The organism is Undibacterium sp. RuTC16W, from assembly GCF_049339445.1.
Lineage (GTDB): Bacteria > Pseudomonadota > Gammaproteobacteria > Burkholderiales > Burkholderiaceae_D > Undibacterium.
On record NZ_JBMPPE010000007.1, the window covers coordinates 43,614 to 67,276 of the forward strand.

Consider the following 23,663-nt stretch of genomic DNA (forward strand, 5'->3'; position numbering starts at 1 on the left):
GTGCAACCCCAAAGTGGGCGGCATATCGCTGCATATATCGTCGACCAAGATCGACTTTGCTTGGTTTGTAGTCTGCGATTTGTTCTGGCAGGGATACTCCATACAAAATGGCATCCAGAAGCATTTGTAATTTCATTTATTAAACGGCTTTTTATTTACACCCCCGTCCTGACAAACAAATCTGTCGCATCACAGCTCTTTCTATTTTCACAAGCCAGATGCATACTAGACATCTGACCAGTACATCTCCCTGCATCAAAATCACCTGGAAAATTCCATGACAAAGCGTTTCGTTTTGCTCTTTTTTCTTTTGGCTGTCAGCCTGAGCGCGTGGGCTGATCCTGGGTATTATGTGGTGACGGTGTATGACAACAAGGACGAGAAGTCACTGGATTACCGGTATTGGACAATCAATCGTGCTAACGGGTCAAAGACCATCTGGCCGGAGCTGGGGTTTGGGTATGGTGTTACTGCGCGCTGGTATACCGAGCTATATGCAAGCGCTATCGGGACGTCGAGGTCAGACCTCAAACTTAGTACTTGGAACTGGCAAAACGATTATCAGTTGACGCAGGGGCAGTATCCGTTCGACCTCGCCTTGCACACTAATTTTATTCGTCCGCATGATACTGCCGATGGGTATACGTTTGAATTTGGCCCTGCGTTGCAAACGGATATCGGCAAGGTGCGTTTGAATGGGAATGTCTTTTTTGAACGTAGCTTTGCGTCAGAAGAATCTTATGGCAACGGGCAAGGTAATGCGACGCAAATGAAATACCAGTGGCAGGCCAAATATCGCTGGATACCGGCCCTGCATATTGGTTTGCAGGGATTTGGCGAACTCGGTGACTGGGATCATTGGGCGTCGCGTGATCAGCAGTCGCATCGTATCGGACCTGCTGTGTTTGGGTCGTTTGAACTGATGCCCTCGACTAGATTTGCTTATCAGGCAGCATATCTGAGGGGCTCTGTTTATGGCAAACACGCTGACATGTTCACGATGCGTTTGCAGCTTCTGTTTTAACTGTGATTATCATTTCACTGCCTCGCTAGTTCAGCGCCGCATATCCTTTTGGAGAAATTGTATGAATGTACGTTTGTCGTCTTTCGCTGGTGTATTCCATGTCGCTCAAAAATTGATGTTAGGCGTCTCGCTGATGACAGTATCGGTCATCAGTATGTCCGGCGAGACTCCCCAAACACTGATCGCGGTGAAAGCGGCGCACATGTTAAATGTCAACGATGGCACTTTCATTGATCAGGCCACCGTGCTAATACGTGGCGATAAAATTATCGCCGCTGGCAACAAGGTGCAGATTCCTGATACAGCACAAATTATTGATCTGGGAGATAAAACACTGCTGCCCGGCCTGATCGATATGCATACGCATCTGACTGCCGATCCCGAGAACAGCGGCTACTCCAGTATTGCACTGTCCGCGCCCAGACAGACCTTGATCGGCGCACGCAATGCCCGGCTGACGCTGAACGCAGGATTTACTACGGTTCGCGATGTTTATGCCGAAGCTTACTCAGATGTTGGCTTGCGTGACGCGATCAATGCGGGGGACATCCCTGGTCCAAGGATGTTGGCATCTGGTCCTGGGATGGGGATCACAGGAGGCCATTGCGATGATACGATGCATGCGCCGGAATATCATCTGACATCTGGTGGTACTGCGGATGGCGTCGCGGCAGTCATGCAAAAAACCCGTGAAATCATCAAGTACGGCGCCAGTGTGATCAAGATTTGCGCAACCGGCGGCGTGCTTTCGTTCGGGGATGATCCCAAAGCATCGCAATATACGCTGGAAGAGATGAAGACCATCGTCAGTGAGGCCCATCGACTAGGTAAAAAAGTGGCGGCACATGCCCACGGTGGTGACGGCATCAGGCTTGCCGTATTGGCTGGCGTGGATTCAATTGAACATGGATCCTACATCGATGACGAAGGTAGCAAGTTGATGAAGGAACATAAGACCTGGCTGGTGCCGACCTTGTATCTGGGCGACTGGCTCATTCAGCATGCAGAAGAAATCAAATTACCTAAAGCTTTGCTAGAAAAAGCCAAAGTCGTCTTACCAGATGCGCGCAAGCACGTTGCTCGTGCAGTCAGTCTGGGTGTACCAATTGCGTTTGGCACTGATGCTGGCGTGTATCCGCACGGACTCAATGCGAGAGAGTTTGCTGTTTATGTGCAAATCGGCATGACGCCCATTCAGGCGATCAGATCAGCGACCGTCAACGCATCAAAGCTACTTGGCTGGGAAGATCAGGTCGGCTCGATTGATGTCGGAAAATTTGCCGACATGATTGCAGTGGATGGCAATCCGTTAAAAGATGTGACTGAGTTAGAAAGAGTTAAATGGGTGATGAAAGCTGGCGCGGTGATCAGGTAATCTCATCAGATTCGCTCAATCAACCTACCTACAACTGCGTCCGCTTAGTTAGCTGGTTAATTAGTGAGGTAGTTGTTGCGCCAGTCGCTTTATGTTCATGATGATCAGAACAGATAACTCACTATCTGATTGATCATCATGCCCCCTGCCATCAACCACATAAATAGTGCGCCGCCCAGTAATAATGGCTTGCTGCCAGCCTTGCGTATCGCACTGAGATTCGTACTCAAACCTAAGGCGACCATTGCCATCGCTAATAAACACAGATCCACTTGCTGCATCATAACAAGCCAATGCTTGGGTATTGGCAGAATCGAATTGATTGCAACCATCAGCACAAAAACAAATGCAAACCAGGGAACACTGATGGCTTGCGCTTGCTTCTGATGCGTCATTGTCGATTGATCAGGCGACACTCTCTTTTTTGATAAAGCCAGCGATAGTAAAAACAAAAACGGCGCCAGCATCATGACCCGTCCCATCTTCGCGACGATAGCTGCACGTTCAGCTTGTTCGCCGACCGCGTGGGCAACAGCGACAACTTGTGCAACATCATGAACCGTCGAGCCGGCGAAAACACCAAAAAATTCTGCATCAGCAGAGACCAGATGCAAAGACAGATTCCAATGGTATAGGAAGGGATAGAGCAAGGTTGCAAGCATGCCAAACACCACCACCGTAGAGATTGCTACGCTGACCTCTTCCGGTTGAGCACTGACGACTTTCTCTGTTGCCATGATCGCTGCCGCGCCGCAAATAGAACTCCCGGCACCGATTAAGATCGCCGTGTTTTTATCTAATCCCAGCAACTTCATTCCAAGAAAAATACTCAGACCAAAAGTAGTGCTCAGAACCAGCGCATCAATCAAAAAACCACTGAGACCAACATCTGCCAGATCCTGAAAATTTAAGCGAAATCCATACAACACGATCCCCAGGCGTAGCAAATGATGTTTTGAAAAACGAATACCTGGTGCGGATTGAGTCACGTCAACAACGGCAGTCGTATTGCCAGCGGCGACGCCTAAAAAAATTGCCAGGCTCAAGACGCCAAGACCATGCTCAGTCAGCCATGAGAGTCGGCCTAGCGATATTGCAATAGCGCTAATCATTGCGATTAGTAATAGTCCGGGAAAATATGGCCGAACAAGTGCTACGGACAATTGGCATCGATCTAAGTAATTAGCGATATGCATCGATCTTGTAGTGCTAGCAGAGCGAAAGATGGCAGACATAGTGAGTTTCTGATTGGTGCAGCATAATTTTTGAGTGATCAAACAGATCAAGATAGCGCGCAGTGTATGCCACTCCAATTAATACACAAAACAATTCATTTATCTATAACCAAGCTGTAAAATAGGTAGATTATTATCTGCCGCCAACCTGCGTCCAAATGCGACTGACATTAAGACAATTACAGATATTTCAGGCTGTCGCCCAGACCGGCAGCACATCGGCTGCCGCTGAAGAGGTTAATCTGTCGCAATCCGCTACCAGTGCAGCGTTAAATGAACTGGAGCATGGCCTGGATATCAGTCTGTTTGACCGCATTGGCAAGCGTCTCCAACTCAATGACAATGGTCGTGTGCTCCTGCCTCAGGCGAATCAACTGCTTGATGCTGCACGTGTCATCGAGCAGCAATTTAACTCTGGCTTCGCTCGTTCCGGCGCGGGATTGCGACTAGGTGCAAGCACTACCATTGGCATCTATGTGTTACCTGCCATTCTCGCTAAAACACACGCGGACTCGATGAGCTATCCCAATGTGACGATTGCCAATACGGCTGATATTGCGCACGCCGTCGCGAGTTTCGACCTGGATCTCGGTTTGATAGAAGGACCTTGTCATCAGGAAGAACTTTATGCAGAGCGCTGGATCAGCGATGAACTCATTATTGTCTGTGCACCAGAACATCCCATACTCAATGGTCGTGTTGAAGCAAAAGTGCCTCTCAAAAATTTACGCAATGCTCAATGGCTGCTGAGAGAACCGGGGTCGGGGACGCGCGAAACAGTGGAGCAAGCGCTGCTACCGCACTTACATCATCTGAATTGCATAGGCGAATTCGGCAACTCGGAGGCAATTAAATATGCCGCAGCCGAGGGTCTGGGCATCGCATGTTTATCACGCCGCGTTGTTGCGGATTTATTGAGCATGCGTAAAGTGGTCGAGGTAAAAACCACACTGCCTAAACTAGAAAGAAGTTTTTATCTGATTCATCACAGACATAAAATACTATCTGCGCGGCTGCAAGATTTTTTAACATCCTGTCGCAGGATGTCGGCACCAGATAAACCTATGCGGACCTAACACAAATAGGAATAATGTAAAATTTTCATATCTATTGGACTGACGCACAAACTAAAACTCTCACCACAGAGAAACGGATACACGGATACACGGATACGCCGAGAAAAGCAGGAGTAAGCAGTTCCGTGAAATATCCATATCAAAATGAATCCGCAAGCAGAATGCGCCTGCTGGCACGAAATGCCTCTGGAAGCCGCATATAACATGCGGCTTCCATTTGTATGGTGATAGACAATTGTCGTTTTGCGTAAGTCCTCATCTATTGATGAGTATTCGTTAGTATGGCATTCATCAACGATCGTTACGAATTACCGCGACGAGTTGCCGTCATCAATCATATGCACAACCCTTCAGAAAATAGCTAACCAGCATCACCCATGACCATACAAATTAACAAAGAAATTAAAGCTTATATTGATCCGCTGACAAGCCATGAATATGAGGCACTGGAACGTAGCATTTTGCGCGAGGGCTGTCGCGATGCCCTGATTTTATGGGGTGATACGCTGATCGACGGTCATAACCGTTATGCAATTTGTCAGCAACATCATCTGCCTTATAAAACAATACAAAATACGTCACTCGACAGCATGGAGGATGTCATTCTCTGGCTGATCGACAACCATATCGGACGTCGCAGCGTCACGGATTTTCAGCGTGGCATGCTGGCATTACGCAAAAAAGAAATTGTCGCTGCACGCAGCAAACCAGCGAACGACAATACGGCACCAGCGCCCGATGAAACTCCTGAACCCAAGGCAAAAAATACGCGCGAAGACATCGCCAAATCCGCAGGAATCAGCAGCAATGCCGTCACGCAAATTGAAAAAATTCAGAAGGCAGCAAGCCCCGCATTAGTCAATGCAGTTCGCGCTGGAACCATCTCCATCAGTGCCGCTGCGGCCATTGCCTCCTTACCGGAGGCGCAACAAGCCGACGCCGTTGCAGGCGGCCGTAAAGAGTTGCAACAGGCCGCCAGACTTGCGCGCGAGATCAAAGCAGCAAGCCGGCCTGTGAAAATAGCGAAAAATGAAGCTCCGGAACATAACACTTCACAAGACGATGCTCAGGTGCAAAGTACAGGCAGTAATCTTCACGCCTCAGCGACTTTTAGGGATCCCGCCGACATCGCAGTCTTGCAACAAAAAATAGCCGAACTGCATGCTGAAAACCTGGTTCTTAAAGCGCGTGTGGCAGAACTGACCTTAGCTTTAAACGCTGGCTAAGGTACTAGCCGCGACGACAAAAACGACAGGTCGGCTCGATAATCTGCACAGGCTTTTGAGAAAACTTCTTTGGCAAAGGCAATTGCCAGCCTATTTTTTAATCGGATTGCAAGCGGATTTCGCTTATTTTTTTTGCAGTTTTAGCGAGACTTAGACCACAACGACCGGGATAAGTCTTTTACAATAGCCGTTATTCTTTCGCCTGTTCAGACCGTCGCATTGCCACCTTACTGATTATTTACTATGCAAAATAGCCTGACGCACAAGCCTGTTGAAATAAAAATTTCTACCGTTGTCGCCGTTGCGATTATTTTGCATGCAGCGCCCATCGCTACGCTGGAAGCCGCTTTGAAGCAAATGACAGCGGGCACACCAGATTTTTTTGACGACGAGTTTGCTGTCATCGATGTAGAAAATATCGCCTCAGAAAAACTAGACTGGCCAGCGCTGATCCGTTTATTTAAATCGTTTGGACTCAATCCGGTCGCGGTACGCAATGCGCAGGAAAGCGATTACAGCGCGATACGCAGCCACGGCCTGAGTATCGACGTGGTCAGCAAGCCACGACCAGAGTTCACTAGCCCAACGCCGGTTACGACAACGACTGCAGTGGAAATCGTGGCAGAGAAACCTGTTCCTGCGCCAGCACCGCAAATTATTCATAGCAATACACCGGCAATGGTGATCGACACGCCGGTGCGTGCGGGGCAGCGTATTTACGCACGCGGGGCGGATCTGATCATTACCGCATCGGTCAATAATGGCGCCGAGGTCATTGCTGATGGCAGTATTCATATTTACGCCCCCTTACGCGGGCGTGCTCTGGCTGGCGCTACAGGCAATACCGATGCGCGTATTTTTGCACTGTCAATGGAGGCAGAATTGGTCTCTATTGCAGGGATCTATCGCACGTTTGATGATGGCTTTCCGGCACTGCTGCCTAACCATCCCGTACAAATCAAGCTGATTGGTGACAGTATTGAAGTATCATCCGTAAAATCAGCTGGTTAATTATTTAACATTATTCCATCACCGCTATCAGTAGTTTGATTGCTCGAAAATTAAAGGAGTTCTTTGTGGCAAGAATCATCGTTGTGACATCCGGTAAGGGCGGCGTAGGAAAAACGACTTCCAGTGCCAGCTTTGCGTCTGGTCTGGCCATGCGGGGACATAAAACCGCCGTACTCGATTTTGACGTAGGTCTGCGTAATCTGGATTTGATCATGGGCTGCGAACGACGTGTCGTCTATGATTTAGTCAATGTCATCAGCGGCGAAGCAAGTCTGAATCAGGCGCTGATCAAGGACAAGCATTGCGATAATTTGTTTATCCTGCCCGCCTCGCAAACCCGCGACAAAGATGCGCTGACAGAAGAAGGCGTTGAGCGTGTCTTAACGGATCTCGCCAAAATGGACTTTGAATACATCATTTGCGACTCACCTGCGGGCATTGAACGCGGTGCAGTCATGGCGCTGACATTTGCCGATGAAGCGATCGTTGTGACCAATCCTGAGGTGTCTTCCGTACGTGACTCCGACCGTATTCTGGGCATCATTCAAGCGAAGTCAAAACGCGCGCAGGAAGGTGGCGAGCCTGTGAAAGAACATCTGTTGATCACCCGCTACTCACCGAAGCGTGTTGAGGCTGGTGAGATGCTGTCCTACACCGACGTGCAGGAAATTTTGCGCATTCCCCTGATCGGCGTGATTCCAGAGTCAGAAGCGGTGCTACATGCATCAAATCAAGGTAATCCGGCCATCCACATGAAGGGAAGCGATGTGTCGGATGCGTACGAAGATGTAATCTCACGTTTTCTCGGTCAAGAAGTGCCCCTGCGTTTTATCAATTACGAAAAACCAGGTCTGCTGCAACGGATTTTTGGAGGTAAGTAATATGGCCTTGCTATCTTTTTTATTCAACAACAAACCTAAGAGCGCCAATACCGCCAAAGAACGTCTGCAAATCATCATTGCCCGCGAGCGCACAAGTCGTGAGGGGTATGATTTTTTACCTGCTTTACGCGAAGAACTGATCGCAGTGATTTCCAAATACACCAAAGTCAATGCAGACGATATCAAGGTGTCACTAGATCGCCAGGGCAATTTGGAAGTACTGGATGTGAACGTTGTCTTACCTGATGTAGAGCTACGTAGTTAATACCCCAACGCCAGAGCGGCAGATAGTGGTAACCGCTCTGGTGCAATTTGGTGCAACTAAGTGATGCATCGATAAATCATCTCTTTACAAAGTCCTGGTCCAGTCCTTATCTAACCCGTGTCGATTTGCGTCGTCGATTTATCATCCGCCTAGATATGCGAATCGCAGCAAACGTTTGCGATGGTGCGTAGATATTCAAGATAATAATTTCCAATAGGAAATATTTAGTCGTTTTTATGTGCTAAAAAGGCATTAAAATGAAGGAAATGCCTGTTTTTTTTGCTCATTCTTTCCAGCTTGCCTAAAATCATTCTTGTGTTAGGTACAATGCTGTATCTTTACTACTCTACGATTGTTCAACCCCAATCTGCGTGCACTTATGAGAATTGCTGTACTGGACGATGACAATAATCTGCTTGAGCTGGTATGTACCATCTTGAATGCGGCTGGTCATACTTGCCACCCATTCCTCAGCGGCAAGGAGATGTTGCATAATTTGCGTCGCGATAGTTACGATATGCTAATCCTTGACTGGCAAGTACCGGATTTAAGCGGCACAGAGATTCTGCACTGGGTCAGAGAAAAACTGTCCCCTAACCTGCCTGTACTGTTCATGACCAGCCGTTCTGGCGAAGACGACATCGTCGCAGGTCTGGCCGCTGGTGCGGATGACTACATGATCAAACCGGTACGACGCAGCGAACTGGTAGCGCGCGTGCAGGCGCTCTTGCGCCGTGCCTACCCATCGCAAACGGTCTCCGAGCATCTGCAATTCGGCATCTACAAGTTCGAAACCCGTGCGGGCCGCGTCAGCATCAATGATGTCCCCGTCGAAATGACACAAAAAGAATTCGATCTCGCGTTGCTGCTGTTCCGTAATCTCGGACGCCCTTTATCACGAGCTTATATTCTCGAAGCAGTCTGGTCACGCGACATTGACATCCCTTCGCGCACAATGGATACGCATATTTCCCGCGTCCGCAGCAAGCTGGAATTACGCCCTGAAAATGGCTACCGGCTCGCGCCAGTCTATAGTTATGGCTATCGCCTCGAACAGGTAACAGCCGAGTAATATCCTGCCAGACTCACCTAGCGGCGTAGTCGTGCGAGTCTGGCAGCTGTCCCTTCCGGAGTTTTCATGCTGACCAATTCACGCCTGTCGCTAACGCGCACCTTGCTGTTATCCCTGATGATCAGTTTTGTGGTCGCCCCCGCTAATGCTGCCAGATCTGGCGCGAGCAAAGGCGAACCAGGCTCCGTTCTCAGTACCCCGCCCAACATGACTTATTTCGCGTCCGAGGGTGACACACTATCTTCCATCGCCAAACGTTTTACAGAAAAAACACAAAACTGGTCGATACTCGGCAAAGTTAATCATATCTCGAATGACCGCACTATTCCGGTAGGGTCATTGATTTTGATTCCATTTGAGTTGCTGCCGGAAGACCCCAGCGAAGCCAAAGTCTTGGCACTCGCAGGCAGCTCCGTAGCAAAGACATCAAACGGCACGGAAAGCCAGGTTTCAATTGGTAATGTGTACAAAGAAGGCACACAAATCACTACCGGTAAAAATGGCTTCCTGACGCTCGTGCTGCCGGACGATTCACGTATCTCTATCCCATCGAATAGCCAGGTCACACTGAGCAAATTGCGTATGACCAAATATACGCAAAGCCCGCGTACTGAGATCGCGTTATTGCAAGGACGGGTCGAATCCACCGTCACGCCGCTGGAGTCGAATAAAGGTCGTTTCGAGGTCAGATCACCTCTCGCAGTGGCGGGTGTACGCGGTACGCATTTCCGGGTTGGCGTCAATGACAATGGCATTGCCAACGAAGTCTTATCAGGTGGCGTCGCCGTCGGCAATGCAAAAAAACCAAATACGCTGGTACTGCCAGCTGGTAAAGGCAATGTAGTCAGTCAGGAAGGCGTCGGCAAACCCGTTGATTTATTACCACCACCAAGTCTAGTCAGCGGCTATCAGTTACAGGATCGCCCGACGATCGTCTTTACTCTGGATAAGACAAAAGAAGCGGCGAGTTATCACCTGCAAATAGCCAACGATGCACAAGCACAAAACATTGTGATGGAAGCACGCTCAACAGAGAATCGTTTTAAATTTGACGGTCTGCCTGATGGCAACTACTTCGTGCGCGCTAGTGCGATCGATACGCTCGGCCTGGAAGGCTTACCGCTGACACAGGCATTCACATTAAAAGCACGTCCGGAACCTCCATTCAATGTGCAACCGAAAGCCAAGTTACGCGCAGAAAAAGTTGATTTTGTCTGGACCGAATCTGCCGATGCCAAGGCCTACCATTTGCAAGTCAGCAGCGACGCCTCATTCAAACAAATCATTCTTGATCAAACCGATATCAAAGAAGTACAGTTCAGCGCAGACAAGATCGCTAATGGCAAATATTACTGGCGTGTCGCGACGATTGCTCAAGTCAATGGCAAAGCCGATCAGGGCCCTTACAGCGATGTACAGGCATTTACCCTGATGCCGCCACAGACTATGAATGCGCCAGCCGATGATGGCAGCAATCAATTGTCATTCAATTGGCCATCCGAACCAGGCCAGAAGTTCCTGATTCAGATTGCCCTTGATGCCGCATTCAACAATGTCTATCTGTCCAAAGAACTGGATCAGGCAGAGTTACGTATTCCCCGTCCTGATTCGGGACTGTATTTCATTCGCGTGCGTGCTACCGATGCCGATGGCTATGTCGGCGGCTTCACGGCCACGCAAAAGTTGAACATTTTTACCCGCTGGACCACCAGTAGCGGAGAACCGATTCAATCTGGCAGCGGCATCGTCAAGCCAGGATTTTAAGGATTAGCACGTCAACCATCCGATGAATACTGAACACATCAAGGTAGAACGTATCGCCTTACGTGAATGGCTGATGATCAGTTGCCTGATGTTGTTACTGACGGCAGGTCTGGCGTGGATGGCGACGCTGAACCGGATTGACCTGAGCCTGTACGACCGCTTCATGCAGGCAAATTCAGTTCCGGCAAGAGACGACATCATCATTATCGGCATTGATGATTACAGCCTGACAGAACTCGGCAAGTGGCCATGGCCAAGAGCACGACATGCTGAGCTGCTACAACAACTCTCTGCGGCCAAACCTCTGGCGATAGGGCTAGACGTTTTTTTCTCCGAAGCCGAACAATCGGGTCTTGATGCGTCATCAGGCGGAGACCAGCAACTCGCTGCGGCACTCAGCGCCAACAATCTCACCGTACTACCGGTGTTTTCTGAAAACGCTGGCAAAGGTCTGAGTGTCGGCAAACCCATTCCGGCGCTCGCCAGCGCTGCGCGGCAACTCTCCCACATTCACCTGGAACTGGATAAAGACGGCGTCGCCCGCAGTGTATTTCTAAGAGAAGGCATGAACGGCGACATGTGGCCGCACATGGCTCTGGCAATGAAGGACGTCGCCCAAAAAATTGCTCCCGGCACTGAAATCAATCTCCCCGGCGCACGTCTGTCCGCAGCCCTTCGCGCCGACTCGACTAAGGCAGACAACGGTCTCTGGCAGCGTGATTACCAGATGCATATTCCTTTTTATGGTAGCAGCGGTCACTTCAAGTCGGTGCCTTATGTCGCGGTTTTACGTGGCGAAGTACCGGCAGATTTTTTTAAGAATAAATATGTCCTGATCGGGCCGACGGCGGTCGGGATGGCGGACTCCTTCCCCACGCCGGTATCGGCCAACGAAGGCATGATTGCCGGGATCGAGATCCATGCCAATATTCTGGCAAGCTTGCTCGACAGCCGTTCTGTGCGAATGGCATCGAATCTGGAAGCTAGTTTATATTGCCTGTGCCCGGTACTACTTGCGATGCTGGCCTATTTGTTTTTATCGCCGCGACTCGCCTTATTGACGACCTTCTTTTTATTTATCGGCATTCTCGCAACTAGCTATCTAGTCATGCGAGGCGGTCTCTGGTTACCTCCGGCTGCGGCCTTAGTCGCTTTGATCATTGCTTACCCGCTATGGAGCTGGCGCCGCCTTGAGGCAGCAATACGCTACCTGGGTGAAGAATTCATTTTGCTCGATAACGAACCTCATCTGCTACCGGAATTAAAAACCACAGACGAGGAAGAAAAGCGTCCCGTACAAGACCGGCTGGAACAACGCATCGACGCCATGCAAGTTGCAGCGCGACGGGTAAGGGATTTGCGCCAGTTTGTCAGCGACAGTCTCAGCAGCCTGCCGGATGCAACTCTGGTCACGACTACCGACGGCAATGTGCTGCTATCGAACCAGATCGCCAAGACCTATTTCGCCAGCATCGGCGTGCCGCAAGTCAACGATGCGCTGGTTCCTTATCTGTTCGCCAAGATGAATCCGCCGCAACTGCAAGAGCAACTCCCTGGAGAAACTTTTAGCTGGTGGAATTTACTCGATTTGCAAAAAACTACCATGATGGTCAGCGGAATAGAAGTAGTCGATCCGCGCGGACGAGATTTGCTGATCAAGAGCGCGCCTTGCTACTCGGGCAAAAAAGAACTCGTTGGCTGGATTGTCAGTCTGATTAACATCACGGCGATTCGCGCTGCCGAACGCAGCCGCGATGAGACCTTACATTTTATTTCGCATGATATGCGGGCACCGCAAGCATCTATCCTCGCCTTACTAGAACTGCAACAGGATCCGGCAACGGCGCTGCCACATGACGAATTTCTCAACCGCATAGAAAAAGCCTCACGCATCACGCTCGGGCTGGCGGATAATTTTGTCCAGCTCGCACGAGCCGAATCACAGAATTATCATCTCGAAGATATGGATTTTCAGGATGTCTTACTCGATGCCAGCGAAGAGATGTGGACACTCGCCAAAAGCAAGCACATCAAGATCGTCACACAGATCCCCGAAGGGGATTATCCGGTTCGTGTCGACCGTGCTCTGATGACACGGGCATTGACCAATCTTTTATCGAACGGGATTAAATATAGCCCCGCCGATACCACCATTACCTGTAGTCTGGAATATGAAGCGGGATTAGTCGAAGCAAGCGTCATCTGCACCATCAAAGATCAGGGTTATGGTATCGCCAGAGTAGATCAGCCAAAACTGTTTCAGCGCTTTCAGCGTTTCAAACATGGTGAGCAACCCAAAAACGATGGCGTTGGCTTGGGGATGGTGTTTGTAAAAGCCGTTATCGATCATCATCATGGTCAGATCAGTTTTGTCAGTGCACCCAACGAAGGCACAACTTTTCATATCAAATTGCCAGCATTTAGCGTTTGATCTTGCACAATGCACTCGTCTGGGTCAGAAAATCTTTGCTCTGACGCGCTATAATGCAGACTTCCACCTCGATCTTACGCTGCGTCACGCCATGCAACTTCTAGCCGTCGGCCTCAACCATACGACTGCGCCACTTTCACTCCGTGAAAAAGTCGCGTTCTCTCCTGACCAGATAGGTCAGGCAGTGGTTGCTGCGCGCTCCTGGTTTGGTCGTGAGGCAAGCCAGCATGATACTTTTCATGCAAATGTAGAAGCGGCTATTTTATCGACCTGCAACCGCACTGAAATGTATGCGGCCAGCCACGTCGATAATCCTGTTGATGCCACCGCCCATTTTCTCGCGGACTTCCACAAGCTGCCTTATTCAGAATTACGCCATCATCTGTACACACTGCCGCAGGACAATGCTGTGCGTCACGCGTTTCGCGTTGCGTCCGGTCTGGATTCAATGGTTCTCGGTGAGCCACAAATTTTAGGTCAGATGAAAGATGCCGTGCGTCAGGCTGATGCTGCAGGCGGACTGGGTACTTATCTGCATCAATTATTTCAACGCACCTTTGCTGTCGCTAAAGAAGTGCGCAGCACCACCGAAATCGGTGCGCATAGCGTCTCGATGGCCGCCGCCGCGGTGCGCTTATCGCAACGTATTTTCGATACGATTTCTGAGCAGCATGTGCTGTTTATCGGCGCAGGTGAAATGATCGAATTATGTGCGACGCATTTCGCTGCACAAAATCCTAAAAGCATCACGATAGCCAACCGCACACTCGAACGTGGCGAAGCACTTGCCCATCGCTTCAACGGCAAAGCGATTCGCCTGGCTGAATTGCCTCAGTGTTTATCGCAATTCGATATCATCATTTCCTGCACTGCATCCACTTTGCCGATCATCGGACTGGGTATGGTCGAGCGCGCTGTCAAAGCACGCCGCCACCGCCCTATCTTCATGGTCGATCTGGCAGTACCACGCGATATCGAAACAGAAGTCGGCGCACTTGATGACGTATTTCTCTACACCGTCGATGATCTTGGCAATGTCGTGCAGACCGGCATAGAAAACCGTCAGGCTGCTGTCGCTCAGGCTGAAGCGATTATCGAAACCCGCGTACAGTCATTCATGCACTGGGTCGATGGCCGCATCGTCGTGCCAGTGATTCAGGACCTGCATGAGAACAGTGAGGCAATGCGCCTGCTGGAACTCGAACGTGCGCGCAAAATGCTGGCGCGTGGCGATGATGTGGAAGCGGTACTCGAAGCGCTCTCCAAAGGTCTGACTGCTAAATTTTTGCATGGCCCGCAACAGGCACTGCATCAGGCCAGTGGCGACGAGCGTGCTCGTCTGGCGACCTTGCTGCCACAGTTGTTCCGCACGAAGCGTTAGCGACGCCTGACAGCCGCCAGACCATCGCGCCCGGCACTCTTTCCGATGTGACGATCTGCTCGTGCATCCTCCGATATTTCCCGTATTGATTAAAAATTAGGTAAGACAATGAAACCATCGATGCTTTCAAAACTCGATCAATTGGCAGAACGCCTGGTCGAAGTCGGCCAACTCCTGAATCAGGAGGGCGTCACCAATGACATGGACAATTATCGTAAGCTGACGCGCGAACATGCCGAACTCGAACCGCTGGTTGAGTTGTATCAAAATTATCAGCAGGCGCAAGCCGATATCGACTCTGCGCAGGAGATGATGGCCGATCCTGATATGAAAGATTTCGCGCAGGAAGAAATTAATGCTGCCAGACAGCGCATGGAAGAACTACAGGTCGATCTGCAAAAAATGCTGCTGCCGAAAGATCCGAACGATGAACGCAATATCTTGCTCGAAGTCCGCGCCGGTACCGGCGGTGACGAAGCGGCGCTGTTCGCAGGCGATCTGCTACGCATGTACACCCGCTTCGCAGAGCGGAATCGCTGGCAAATCGAAATGATGTCCGAATCGCCGTCAGAGCTTGGCGGGTATAAAGAAGTCATCGTACGCATCGCCGGTTTCGGCGCTTATTCCAAATTAAAATTCGAATCTGGTGGTCATCGCGTCCAGCGCGTTCCCGCTACCGAAACGCAAGGCCGTATCCATACCTCGGCCTGCACGGTGGCCGTGATGCCAGAGGCGGATGAACTCGCGGACGTGGTCATCAACAACGCCGATCTGCGCATCGATACCTTCCGTGCATCGGGTGCCGGTGGTCAGCATATTAATAAAACGGATTCTGCCGTACGTCTCACGCATTTACCGACCGGTATCGTGGTCGAATGTCAGGATGGCCGCAGTCAGCATCAGAATAAAGCACAGGCAATGCGCGTCTTGGCGACCCGCATCATGGATGGTCAGATGCGCGAAAAGCAGGCAAAAGAAGCGGCGACCCGCAAGAGCCTGATAGGCTCCGGTGACCGCAGCGAACGTATCCGTACCTACAACTACCCGCAAGGTCGCATGACGGATCACCGCATTAATCTGACTCTATACAAACTCGACTTCATCATGGATGGCGAGCTGACAGAATTGACGAACGCCCTGGTTGCGGAGCATCAGGCCGAGTTACTGGCAGCATTAGGTGACGATTAAAATTAAATAAATAGGGGGAGTATGTGTATTTATCTCTATATTCCGCACGTTAAATAAGCTGGTTAAAAGACCGATATCACGTACTCTACCCAGTATATCCATCAAATCAGCAATCAGTCTGATCGTGATCCCTCGCAGCGCTTTGCCAGCCAGCGCTTCATGCGACAGGATCGACGGCATCCGCGGGCGAGTCAGTGAAGCTGCTATTTTGCTATATGCGGACAAATACTACGTTTAGTCACAGAACCAATTGCTGCTTAGGGTATCCTACGGCAAGTTCAATTATTTCCTCAGTTCGCCATGACCCGTACAAAAACCATTCTGATCTCTGTCGCTACGATTTGCATCGCCCTGCTCGGCTTTGCCCTGTATTTGCAACTTGTTAAAAACATGCCGCCCTGCCCGCTGTGTGTCATGCAGCGTTATGCGTTTATTTTCATTGCGATATTCTGCCTGATCGCGCTTGCTTTACAGGGTCAAGCCCGTCGCATCAGCAGCGGACTTGCCTTACTGTCCTCGCTCAGTGGTCTGGGGATCGCAGGCAAGCATCTGTGGGTACTCGCCAATCCTGAACTGACCTGTGGCATCGATCCTTATGAAACTGTCTTGAACAAGATCTTTACAGCGCAATGGCTGCCTGTCATGTTTAAAGCCGACGGCTTGTGTGAGACACCCTACCCGCCGATTATCGGCCTGTCGATTCCTGGCTGGGCAGCGGTATGGTTTGGCGTCTTCACTATCGCGCTGTTGTTTGCCCTGTTGCAAAAGGACAATGCACAACGCGGTTTATTTGGTCGTCACCGTTAATGGCACACTGGATCCATGAAGGTATCAGCATCGGTGCCTGCCAGACAGTCAGTCCTCTCGATGTGGTTGATACACGTATCCTGATGATGCATGCGCTGGGACTGACCCGCATCCAGCTGATCACGCAATCGGAAGAGCGCCTCGACGCGGCACAGGCAACCAGGCTCGATCAACTCCTGGCACGTCGCTACGACGGAGAACCTATCGCGTATCTGATTGGTGAACGTGAATTTTTTGGCTTGCCTTTCCATGTCACCAGCGATGTGCTGATACCACGTCATGAAACCGAATTATTAGTCGAACTGGCCGTTGAGCGCGCACCGCAACAGAGTCGCCTGCTGGATATGGGGACAGGCTCCGGTGCGATTGCCATTGCGATTGCGCACCAGCGACCTGATTTGACGGTCACTGCGACGGACATCAGTACCGCAGCGGTCGCCGTAGCACAGCACAATGCCGACCGTAATGTCCCGGGCAGCAAAATGCGCCTGCTCCCAAGCGACTGGTTCTCGGCATTAGGCGACGAGCAATTCGATACCATCGTCAGCAACCCGCCCTACATCGTCAAAGATGATCATCATCTGCAACAGGGAGATTTGCGCTTCGAACCCATCATCGCACTCACCGATCAGGCCGATGGCTTAACCGGCTATCGCATCATCATTCAAGGTGCGGCGCAACGGCTAAGCGCGCAAGGCTGGCTATTAATGGAACACGGCTACGATCAGGCAGCGGCAGTACGCGAGTTACTAACGCAACACAGATTTATTGAGGTGCAAAGCTGGATTGATCTGGGTGGAATTGAGCGCGTTAGCGGCGGAAGATTGCCAGAACACCCAATGTAAATATACCGGTAGAAATGCGTCCTCTTACCGATGCATTTCACCTTCATAAGGCAGTCGATTTTGCCAGAACCGGCAAGATAATTTCGACACACAAACCACCAGGCGCGCCACTGGCCTGCGCCAGATTACTCGCGATGATGCTGCCGCCATGTGCAAAGATCACGCGCTGCGCAATCGCCAGCCCCAGGCCGTAACCATCCGCATTCCGCCCCGCTCCGGCAGCGCTGTTTACACTGGCATTCGCGCCACGAAAAAATGGCTCAAAGATGGTTTGCAGCTCAGACTCTGGTACGCCTTTGCCTTCATCAATTATCCGTACTCTGAGTTGCTTAGAACCCGCTGCACTTGATTGCATCACAGAGGGGGATGCTGCTTCCAGTTGTGCTTCCAGATGGACGATGCCGCTATCTCTGGTGTATTTGATGGCATTACGCACGACATTTTCTAAAGCCCGGTACAACAATTCGTAACGACCACGCAGCAATACATCCTGCCCCATCACACCGCCGGAAAACACCAGTTCCTTGCTCTGCGATTCCGCCTCGAAGCCTGCATTATCGACAATCTCGGCAAGCAATTCATCCACCTGAATATTGTCCATACTCGCCATGACACCGGCTTCAATACGCGACAAGGTCAGCAGTTCACCGACCAGCTTGTCCATGCGCACACCTTCGCGTTCTATCCTGTCCATCGACGCATCAACCCGCTCGGGCTGTTGCCGCGCCAGACCGATCGCCGCCTGCAATCTTGCCAGCGGTGAACGCAACTCATGCGAGACATCATGCAAGAGGCGGCGCTGACTTTCCATCAGATGGGCGAGTTGTTCTGCCATGCAGTCAAATTCGCGCCCCAGATCTGCCAGCTCATCCTGCCGCCTGCCCATACTGGCACCAACTCTGGTCTGCAAATTACCTTCCGCCAAAGAAATAAATGCCGTACGCAGATGACGTATCGGTTTCGACATATACCAGGCGAGTAAAGCAGCAAACAAGAGACTTGCCAGCAAGGCTGCCGCCATCGGAATAAAGACATCAAACTCGCGCGGCCAGCGCGGTGAAGGCGGCGGCATGCCATGATCGCCTCCCGCTCTGTCATCTCGCCGAAATCCCGGATAATCAGGCCGTTCAGGTGACCCGGGATGAGCCATGTCAGGGCGGTTATTACCGTCTGGAGGATCAATATGACGGGGCAATAAATCCGGCCGGTCTGACCGGGTTTGTGGTTTGCCCGCAGGTGCAGTTTCTGGCGGTGCGATATCGGACAAAACATCAGGCGGTAACGCTATCGCCGGATGCTCTTTTGCATACAGTAAATCGGCTGCCACATGCGCCTCCTGCTCGCGCTGATGCTTAAGTGATAGCGTACTGCCGATGCCGGCGATTGCTGTTAATTGCGCCAGCCAGATGAAGAAGAAAAATTTCCAGAACAGGCGACCCACCGCTTACTCCCTGGTCAGCATATAGCCTTGCCGATACACGGTCTGAATGACGGCACGGCCATCGGTTAAAGGACCCAATTTTTGGCGAATGCTACTCAGATGCACGTCGATATTGCGGTCAAAGCGCGTCAGGGGACGCCCCAGGCCTTGTTCGGATAAATCATTTTTGCTGACGGTGCGGCCCGCATTTCGGGCGAGTATTTCCAGCAGTGTAAATTCGGTACTCGTGAGTTCCAGAGGCTGTCCGCTCCATTCGGCGCGACGCTGACTTTGCCAGATGCTCAAGGCACCAATCACCAGCGGCAGGACTTGTACGTCACTGCCGGGCGTACTCTGGGTCCGGCGCAAAATCGCCCGGATACGGGCCAGTAACTCACGGGGCGTGCATGGCTTGGGAACATAATCATCGGCCCCCAGTTCCAGCCCAATGATACGGTCAACATCATCACCTTTGGCGGTCAGCATCAGGACCGGCATACGGCTCTGAGCGCGGATGCGGCGCAACGCCTCAATCCCGTTCATATACGGCATCATGATGTCCAGCACCGCAATCGCATGATGACCGGTTAAGGCCTCACTCACCGCCTGCGCGCCATCATGGACCACAGTCACGACGTAGTCTTCACGCTCAAGGTATTCCCTGAGCATATCAACCAGTTCGACATCATCATCGGCGAGCAGTACCTTGGTCATTGCATTGGCTAAAGTAGATTTGTAACAGGCCCATCATACCGAATTTCTCTCCTAACAACGTGTACAAACACCCGGAAAAAGCCTGATTTACCCAGATTTACAGTCGTACCGGATTCACCGGAGCGGGCGCATGTTGCAGATTTTTACCGGGCTTTACGCCGTCTTAACCTCGTTTTACAACTCTCCGGCAGACAATGCAAGCGTTCCCACAATACCTTACCCAGAGGAGATTACATGGACTCACACGACCACGGCTTGGCGCATGACCTAACGACCTTGCTCAACACCTCCCCCAATCGCCGCCAGCTATTACGCTGGCTCTCGGCAGGAGGCGCAACAGCCTTATCAGTGATGGCATGCGGTGGCGGCAGTACCACCGCTAGCAGTACAACGACATCCACATCGACCACTAGCGGCACTACAAGCGGCACCAGCACGGGCACATCTACCGGCACCGGGACAGGGACTAGCACAAGCTGCGCAGTCATTCCGGAAGAAACTGCCGGACCTTATCCGGGTGATGGCTCCAATAGCAGTACCAATGGTATTGCCAACGCGCTGCTGCTGTCTGGCATCGTACGCAGCGATATTCGCGCCAGCATCGCAGGCGCCAGCGGTGTGGCAGCGGGTGTGCCACTGACCATCAAGCTTCAGGTCGTCAACACCAAGTCAAGCTGTGCGGTACTTTCCGGATATGCCGTGTATCTGTGGCACTGCAACCGCGATGGCTTGTACTCGATGTACTCAGCCGGCGTCACTGGCGAGAACTACCTGCGCGGCGTACAAGAAACCGACAGCAGCGGCAACGTCACCTTCACCACGATTTTCCCGGGTTGCTACGATGGTCGTATTCCGCATGTGCATTTTGAAATCTACCCAAGCCTGGCCAAAGCAAACAGTGCATCGAACAAGATTAATACCTCACAATTTACTTTCCCGATGGCGACACTGAATGAAGCCTACCAATCGACAGGTTACAGCGCCAGCGTGACCAATCTCGCCAAGATATCTTACGCAACCGACAATGTATTCAGCGATGGAACCAGCCTGCAAATGGTCAGCGTCACCGGTAGCGCAGCACTCGGTTATGTCGTTACACTGACGGTCGGAGTGTCGGTATAAGGCAGTATCAGTAGCTAGTAAGATAAAAATGCGGACGAGTCCTAACAGGTAGTGCAATATAGAGCAAAAAAATAAACCGACGTGCTTGAAACCACGTCGGTTTATTTTTTCGATCAGCTGCGCAAAGAATTGCTGCATGCGATCAAAAGATGGTGCAGATAAGGCAGAACATTCCGTTAAAATAAATGGATGCATATCTCTACCGATCAATCTCTCCTAGACATCCCGCTGATCCACGACTTTTTGTCGCAACATACGGCATGGGCCAAAGACATCCCTCGGGCAATCGTAGAACGTTCGCTGACTCACTCGCTCTGTTTCGGCGGCTATCTCGGCAGTCAGCAAATCGCCTTCGCCCGGGTGATCAGCGACTATGCAACTTACGCCTATTTGATGGATGTATTTGTCTTGCCAGGTTACCGTGGGCAGGGTCATAGCAAGCAACTGGTCCGCGTGATCATGGCGCATCCGGACCTGCAAGGGCTGCGCCGCTTTATGCTCGCCAGCAGTGATGCGCGGGGCTTATATGAAAAATTCGGATTTAAAGCGCCCGCAAAACCAGAAACACTGATGGAAATTAACCGGCCAGGTATGTATCAAAAAACTAGTTGACCGGCTCAGGCGCGGCAGATGATGTGGAATCTATCACCGCCGATAAATATGCATCACAAAATTCTGCAGGCATCCGTCTTGCCTTACCGCTACTGACTTCAATACAGACAAGATCCCAGCGACCGCGCAAAATCACCGCCTGATCACTATCCCGTATCAACTGAAACCGCCGCTCCATCGTCAACTTGCCGTCGCTTGCGGTCAGCCAGGTTGCCAGCGTTAAGGCCTCATCCAGCAGCGTGGGCAAAATATAATCATACTCAGCCCGCCGTATCGCCATCGCTCTATTTAGGCGCTGATAATCTGAGAGTCTCAGACCAAGCTGTTCAGAATGCGCCCAGCCAATTGCTTCACACCATTGCACATACACTGCGTTGTTCGTGTGATTGAGACCGTCGATGTCGTTCACGGCTGGTGTGCGCTTCATCGTAAAAGCTTGCGGATAATCCCACGGCATATCGGTGCTTTCTGAATGCATGTTTGCGTTAATGTGAGTTGACGGGAATGAAGAAGTTTAGCTCAAATTAGTTGGAATAAAAAAAGCCAGTGCAAGCACTGGCTTTTTGCATTGGCGGATTTAATTTCAATCAACGCAAAGTCATTTATATTTATATTTATTTATATTTATTTATATATCGTCACTGGCTCAGGTGCTTGCGCAGGGACGGCTGGTTGTCCGATCCCATTACTGTTCGCGGGACGATTGGCACCACGTGGTATACCGAATTGCACCATCAGTTCGCCGTAGGCTGCGTCGGCCAGACTGCGTGAGGTTTCTTGCATGACTTTGCCACGATTGAAGGCAACGCGGTCGCCGGCGCGGCTCAGGATTTTGGTATCGACACCGGAACCGCTGGCACTGAAAGCTGCTTTGACTTCGTAAGTTTTGGTATTAATCAGACTGAAATCAGCGACCAGATCGAGCGACAAGCTGGCAGTGATCGAATTGCCGTACTGAAGCTGGTTGCTTTCTTGGCGGAACTGGATGTTGCTGACTGTGCCGAACAGGACATAGTCGGCGCCTGGATACATGCCTTGTTTAATCCGGCCAATGATGTCGAAGATTTTTTCCATTGGCTTACCCACATACGGACGAGCCTGGATCAAATGAACCGCACCGCCTTTGATCAGTGCGCCTTTAAGATCGGCGGTATAGGTCTTCAGTTCGCCGCGGTCGATATAGGTATAAAACCCTTCGGCTTCGTAGTAATTACTTTCGCTCTTGGCGTTATAGCTGCCACGTGCAGAATAGCTGTGATCCGTCTCGCGCTCGCTGGAGCGGGCGTTCACGCTGCTCTTACTACTGGCAGAAACAACGCGAAAATATTCACTGACTTTTTCTTCATAAGTCAGATCAGTGACCGCGATTTTTGGCATGTCGGCAGCATAGGCAGACAAGCCGGAGGCAGCGCAGAACAAGGTTGCCAGAATTTTTTTTGCATTCAACATAGTGATCCTTTTTCAACTTAGCTATGCCGGTCTAACTAAATAACACGACATAGCGATGTGTGACGTGACGGTCGAGATTATTGACGCTTGGACGTTTTACGAATTTCTTTTTCGTCTTGCCATTCGATGGAACCGTCTTCGATGTCATACAGTTTCAAGGTCATTTTGTAGAATACATCTTTGGTGTTGGCGTTTTGCTTAACGATGGAAACGATCTCGCCTTCCAGTGAATATTTGGCTGCTTGCATGTTGCCGACTTTGGCTTTGCCCTGGGCTTTATACAGGCCGCTTTGGTTCTGGCGTTGCAACTCGTCAACGCCTTGCTGCATCTCATCGGCGCTACGGGTGAATTTTACTTTCTTACTTTTCACTAAAGCCGTCTGAATCGTGTTCATGATCGATTTGGTATCGATGTATTCACTTGTCTTGTTACGCACACCGGCCAGCGTCATGGTTGGACGATTTGCTAGTGCAGGATCTTCCAGCAAAGAGCCAACCATTTTTTCAGCGATCATTTGCAAATCTGTGGAGCCGAATTCGTTGGTCACGGTTTCTACTGCTTTGTTATCACCGTAGTTGACCTGGCGAGAAAAACTGACTGTGGGTTGTGATAATTTTGTCTGGCACGCAGTCATTGGCAATACAACGATTGCCATGGCGCAGCAAGCGCGTGCAAGGGAGGACATAGAGGAAATAGATGTCATGATAATTCCTGAAAAATAAAACGATTACGATACAAATAAACGACTGGCTGACGAGGATGAA

The 23,663-nt window shown here is 50.8% G+C and carries 22 protein-coding genes; 16 read left to right on the plus strand and 6 right to left on the minus strand.

All coding sequences use genetic code 11. The features are described from left to right. Positions 1-277 precede the first annotated feature (277 nt). Both ACO0K4_RS14160 and ACO0K4_RS14165 read left to right on the plus strand, forming a co-directional pair. On the plus strand, positions 278-1,024 hold the full coding sequence (locus tag ACO0K4_RS14160) for a hypothetical protein (protein WP_422957284.1): 747 nt from the start codon (positions 278-280) through the stop codon (positions 1,022-1,024). Between the two features lie 61 nt (positions 1,025-1,085). Next, on the plus strand, positions 1,086-2,399 hold the full coding sequence (locus tag ACO0K4_RS14165) for an amidohydrolase family protein (RefSeq protein WP_422957285.1): 1,314 nt from the start codon (positions 1,086-1,088) through the stop codon (positions 2,397-2,399). 104 nt (positions 2,400-2,503) lie between these two features. Here ACO0K4_RS14165 and ACO0K4_RS14170 read toward each other — a convergent pair whose 3' ends face one another. Further along, positions 2,504-3,595 carry a YeiH family protein gene (locus tag ACO0K4_RS14170; protein ID WP_422957485.1) on the minus strand — a complete coding sequence of 364 codons (1,092 nt, stop codon included), beginning with the start codon at positions 3,593-3,595 and terminating at the stop codon, positions 2,504-2,506. Positions 3,596-3,792: 197 nt separating this feature from the next. Between ACO0K4_RS14170 and ACO0K4_RS14175 the strand changes: the two genes are divergently transcribed. The 12 genes from ACO0K4_RS14175 to prmC all read left to right on the plus strand — a co-directional run bounded on the left by ACO0K4_RS14175 (position 3,793) and on the right by prmC (position 17,581). Beyond that, positions 3,793-4,710 (plus strand): LysR family transcriptional regulator, encoded by a 918-nt coding sequence (locus ACO0K4_RS14175; protein ID WP_422957286.1) that lies wholly within the window; start codon positions 3,793-3,795, stop codon positions 4,708-4,710. Positions 4,711-5,087: 377 nt separating this feature from the next. After that, positions 5,088-5,936 (plus strand): hypothetical protein, encoded by an 849-nt coding sequence (locus ACO0K4_RS14180; protein WP_422957287.1) that lies wholly within the window; start codon positions 5,088-5,090, stop codon positions 5,934-5,936. Positions 5,937-6,179: 243 nt separating this feature from the next. Continuing rightward, a complete protein-coding gene (gene minC, locus ACO0K4_RS14185; RefSeq protein ID WP_422957288.1) occupies positions 6,180-6,947 on the plus strand; it encodes a septum site-determining protein MinC in 768 nt (255 codons plus the stop codon). A gap of 65 nt (positions 6,948-7,012) precedes the next feature. Then, positions 7,013-7,828: a septum site-determining protein MinD gene (gene minD, locus ACO0K4_RS14190; protein ID WP_422957289.1), complete on the plus strand. Its 816-nt coding sequence runs from the start codon at positions 7,013-7,015 to the stop codon at positions 7,826-7,828. 1 nt (position 7,829) lies between these two features. Then, the gene (gene minE, locus ACO0K4_RS14195; RefSeq protein ID WP_422957290.1) at positions 7,830-8,093 is read left to right on the plus strand and encodes a cell division topological specificity factor MinE; all 264 of its coding nucleotides are present in this window, start codon (positions 7,830-7,832) and stop codon (positions 8,091-8,093) included. A 379-nt stretch (positions 8,094-8,472) separates the two neighbouring features. Then, positions 8,473-9,165, plus strand: a complete 693-nt coding sequence (locus tag ACO0K4_RS14200) for a response regulator transcription factor (protein WP_422957291.1) — start codon at positions 8,473-8,475, stop codon at positions 9,163-9,165. 66 nt (positions 9,166-9,231) lie between these two features. Continuing rightward, positions 9,232-10,929, plus strand: coding sequence for a FecR domain-containing protein (locus ACO0K4_RS14205; protein ID WP_422957292.1), 1,698 nt, complete (start codon positions 9,232-9,234; stop codon positions 10,927-10,929). 22 nt (positions 10,930-10,951) lie between these two features. Further along, positions 10,952-13,360, plus strand: a complete 2,409-nt coding sequence (locus ACO0K4_RS14210; RefSeq protein ID WP_422957293.1) for a CHASE2 domain-containing protein — start codon at positions 10,952-10,954, stop codon at positions 13,358-13,360. Between the two features lie 91 nt (positions 13,361-13,451). Then, entirely contained in the window at positions 13,452-14,741 is a 1,290-nt protein-coding gene (gene hemA / locus ACO0K4_RS14215) for a glutamyl-tRNA reductase (protein ID WP_422957294.1), read from the plus strand. Between the two features lie 108 nt (positions 14,742-14,849). After that, positions 14,850-15,929 (plus strand): peptide chain release factor 1, encoded by a 1,080-nt coding sequence (gene prfA / locus ACO0K4_RS14220; RefSeq protein ID WP_422957295.1) that lies wholly within the window; start codon positions 14,850-14,852, stop codon positions 15,927-15,929. Positions 15,930-16,229: 300 nt separating this feature from the next. Further along, positions 16,230-16,736 carry a disulfide bond formation protein B gene (locus tag ACO0K4_RS14225; protein WP_422957296.1) on the plus strand — a complete coding sequence of 169 codons (507 nt, stop codon included), beginning with the start codon at positions 16,230-16,232 and terminating at the stop codon, positions 16,734-16,736. Next, a complete protein-coding gene (prmC, locus tag ACO0K4_RS14230) occupies positions 16,736-17,581 on the plus strand; it encodes a peptide chain release factor N(5)-glutamine methyltransferase (protein WP_422957297.1) in 846 nt (281 codons plus the stop codon). The genes ACO0K4_RS14225 and prmC overlap by 1 nt, the downstream gene beginning before the upstream one ends. 43 nt (positions 17,582-17,624) lie before the next feature. Here prmC and ACO0K4_RS14235 read toward each other — a convergent pair whose 3' ends face one another. Both ACO0K4_RS14235 and ACO0K4_RS14240 read right to left on the minus strand, forming a co-directional pair. Beyond that, positions 17,625-19,022 carry an ATP-binding protein gene (locus ACO0K4_RS14235; protein ID WP_422957298.1) on the minus strand — a complete coding sequence of 466 codons (1,398 nt, stop codon included), beginning with the start codon at positions 19,020-19,022 and terminating at the stop codon, positions 17,625-17,627. A 3-nt stretch (positions 19,023-19,025) separates the two neighbouring features. Then, the gene (locus ACO0K4_RS14240; RefSeq protein WP_422957299.1) at positions 19,026-19,715 is read right to left on the minus strand and encodes a response regulator; all 690 of its coding nucleotides are present in this window, start codon (positions 19,713-19,715) and stop codon (positions 19,026-19,028) included. Positions 19,716-19,949: 234 nt separating this feature from the next. On the opposite strand from ACO0K4_RS14240, the gene ACO0K4_RS14245 reads away from it, so the two are divergent. Further along, on the plus strand, positions 19,950-20,837 hold the full coding sequence (locus ACO0K4_RS14245; protein WP_422957300.1) for an intradiol ring-cleavage dioxygenase: 888 nt from the start codon (positions 19,950-19,952) through the stop codon (positions 20,835-20,837). Between the two features lie 189 nt (positions 20,838-21,026). Continuing rightward, positions 21,027-21,449 carry a GNAT family N-acetyltransferase gene (locus tag ACO0K4_RS14250; RefSeq protein ID WP_422957301.1) on the plus strand — a complete coding sequence of 141 codons (423 nt, stop codon included), beginning with the start codon at positions 21,027-21,029 and terminating at the stop codon, positions 21,447-21,449. Here ACO0K4_RS14250 and ACO0K4_RS14255 read toward each other — a convergent pair. The 3 genes from ACO0K4_RS14255 to lpoB form a co-directional block, all read right to left on the minus strand. Continuing rightward, entirely contained in the window at positions 21,442-21,927 is a 486-nt protein-coding gene (locus tag ACO0K4_RS14255) for an acyl-CoA thioesterase (RefSeq protein WP_422957302.1), read from the minus strand. The two genes, ACO0K4_RS14250 and ACO0K4_RS14255, sit on opposite strands and share 8 nt — an antisense overlap. Positions 21,928-22,073: 146 nt before the next feature. Continuing rightward, positions 22,074-22,898 (minus strand): hypothetical protein, encoded by an 825-nt coding sequence (locus ACO0K4_RS14260; RefSeq protein ID WP_422957303.1) that lies wholly within the window; start codon positions 22,896-22,898, stop codon positions 22,074-22,076. Between the two features lie 77 nt (positions 22,899-22,975). Next, entirely contained in the window at positions 22,976-23,602 is a 627-nt protein-coding gene (gene lpoB / locus ACO0K4_RS14265) for a penicillin-binding protein activator LpoB (RefSeq protein ID WP_422957304.1), read from the minus strand. Between the last annotated feature and the right edge of the window lie 61 nt (positions 23,603-23,663).

What these genes read in the sequence shown, in the direction of transcription:
- ACO0K4_RS14160 (WP_422957284.1), top strand. Translation starts at nt 278, where the DNA reads ATGACAAAGCGTTTCGTTTTGCTCTTTTTTCTTTTGGCTGTCAGCCTG.
- ACO0K4_RS14165 (WP_422957285.1), top strand. Translation starts at nt 1,086, where the DNA reads ATGAATGTACGTTTGTCGTCTTTCGCTGGTGTATTCCATGTCGCTCAA.
- ACO0K4_RS14170 (WP_422957485.1), bottom strand. Translation starts at nt 3,595, where the DNA reads ATGCATATCGCTAATTACTTAGATCGATGCCAATTGTCCGTAGCACTT.
- ACO0K4_RS14175 (WP_422957286.1), top strand. Translation starts at nt 3,793, where the DNA reads ATGCGACTGACATTAAGACAATTACAGATATTTCAGGCTGTCGCCCAG.
- ACO0K4_RS14180 (WP_422957287.1), top strand. Translation starts at nt 5,088, where the DNA reads ATGACCATACAAATTAACAAAGAAATTAAAGCTTATATTGATCCGCTG.
- minC (WP_422957288.1), top strand. Translation starts at nt 6,180, where the DNA reads ATGCAAAATAGCCTGACGCACAAGCCTGTTGAAATAAAAATTTCTACC.
- minE (WP_422957290.1), top strand. Translation starts at nt 7,830, where the DNA reads ATGGCCTTGCTATCTTTTTTATTCAACAACAAACCTAAGAGCGCCAAT.
- ACO0K4_RS14200 (WP_422957291.1), top strand. Translation starts at nt 8,473, where the DNA reads ATGAGAATTGCTGTACTGGACGATGACAATAATCTGCTTGAGCTGGTA.
- ACO0K4_RS14205 (WP_422957292.1), top strand. Translation starts at nt 9,232, where the DNA reads ATGCTGACCAATTCACGCCTGTCGCTAACGCGCACCTTGCTGTTATCC.
- ACO0K4_RS14210 (WP_422957293.1), top strand. Translation starts at nt 10,952, where the DNA reads ATGAATACTGAACACATCAAGGTAGAACGTATCGCCTTACGTGAATGG.
- hemA (WP_422957294.1), top strand. Translation starts at nt 13,452, where the DNA reads ATGCAACTTCTAGCCGTCGGCCTCAACCATACGACTGCGCCACTTTCA.
- prfA (WP_422957295.1), top strand. Translation starts at nt 14,850, where the DNA reads ATGAAACCATCGATGCTTTCAAAACTCGATCAATTGGCAGAACGCCTG.
- ACO0K4_RS14225 (WP_422957296.1), top strand. Translation starts at nt 16,230, where the DNA reads ATGACCCGTACAAAAACCATTCTGATCTCTGTCGCTACGATTTGCATC.
- prmC (WP_422957297.1), top strand. Translation starts at nt 16,736, where the DNA reads ATGGCACACTGGATCCATGAAGGTATCAGCATCGGTGCCTGCCAGACA.
- ACO0K4_RS14240 (WP_422957299.1), bottom strand. Translation starts at nt 19,715, where the DNA reads ATGACCAAGGTACTGCTCGCCGATGATGATGTCGAACTGGTTGATATG.
- ACO0K4_RS14245 (WP_422957300.1), top strand. Translation starts at nt 19,950, where the DNA reads ATGGACTCACACGACCACGGCTTGGCGCATGACCTAACGACCTTGCTC.
- ACO0K4_RS14250 (WP_422957301.1), top strand. Translation starts at nt 21,027, where the DNA reads ATGCATATCTCTACCGATCAATCTCTCCTAGACATCCCGCTGATCCAC.
- ACO0K4_RS14255 (WP_422957302.1), bottom strand. Translation starts at nt 21,927, where the DNA reads ATGCATTCAGAAAGCACCGATATGCCGTGGGATTATCCGCAAGCTTTT.
- ACO0K4_RS14260 (WP_422957303.1), bottom strand. Translation starts at nt 22,898, where the DNA reads ATGTTGAATGCAAAAAAAATTCTGGCAACCTTGTTCTGCGCTGCCTCC.
- lpoB (WP_422957304.1), bottom strand. Translation starts at nt 23,602, where the DNA reads ATGACATCTATTTCCTCTATGTCCTCCCTTGCACGCGCTTGCTGCGCC.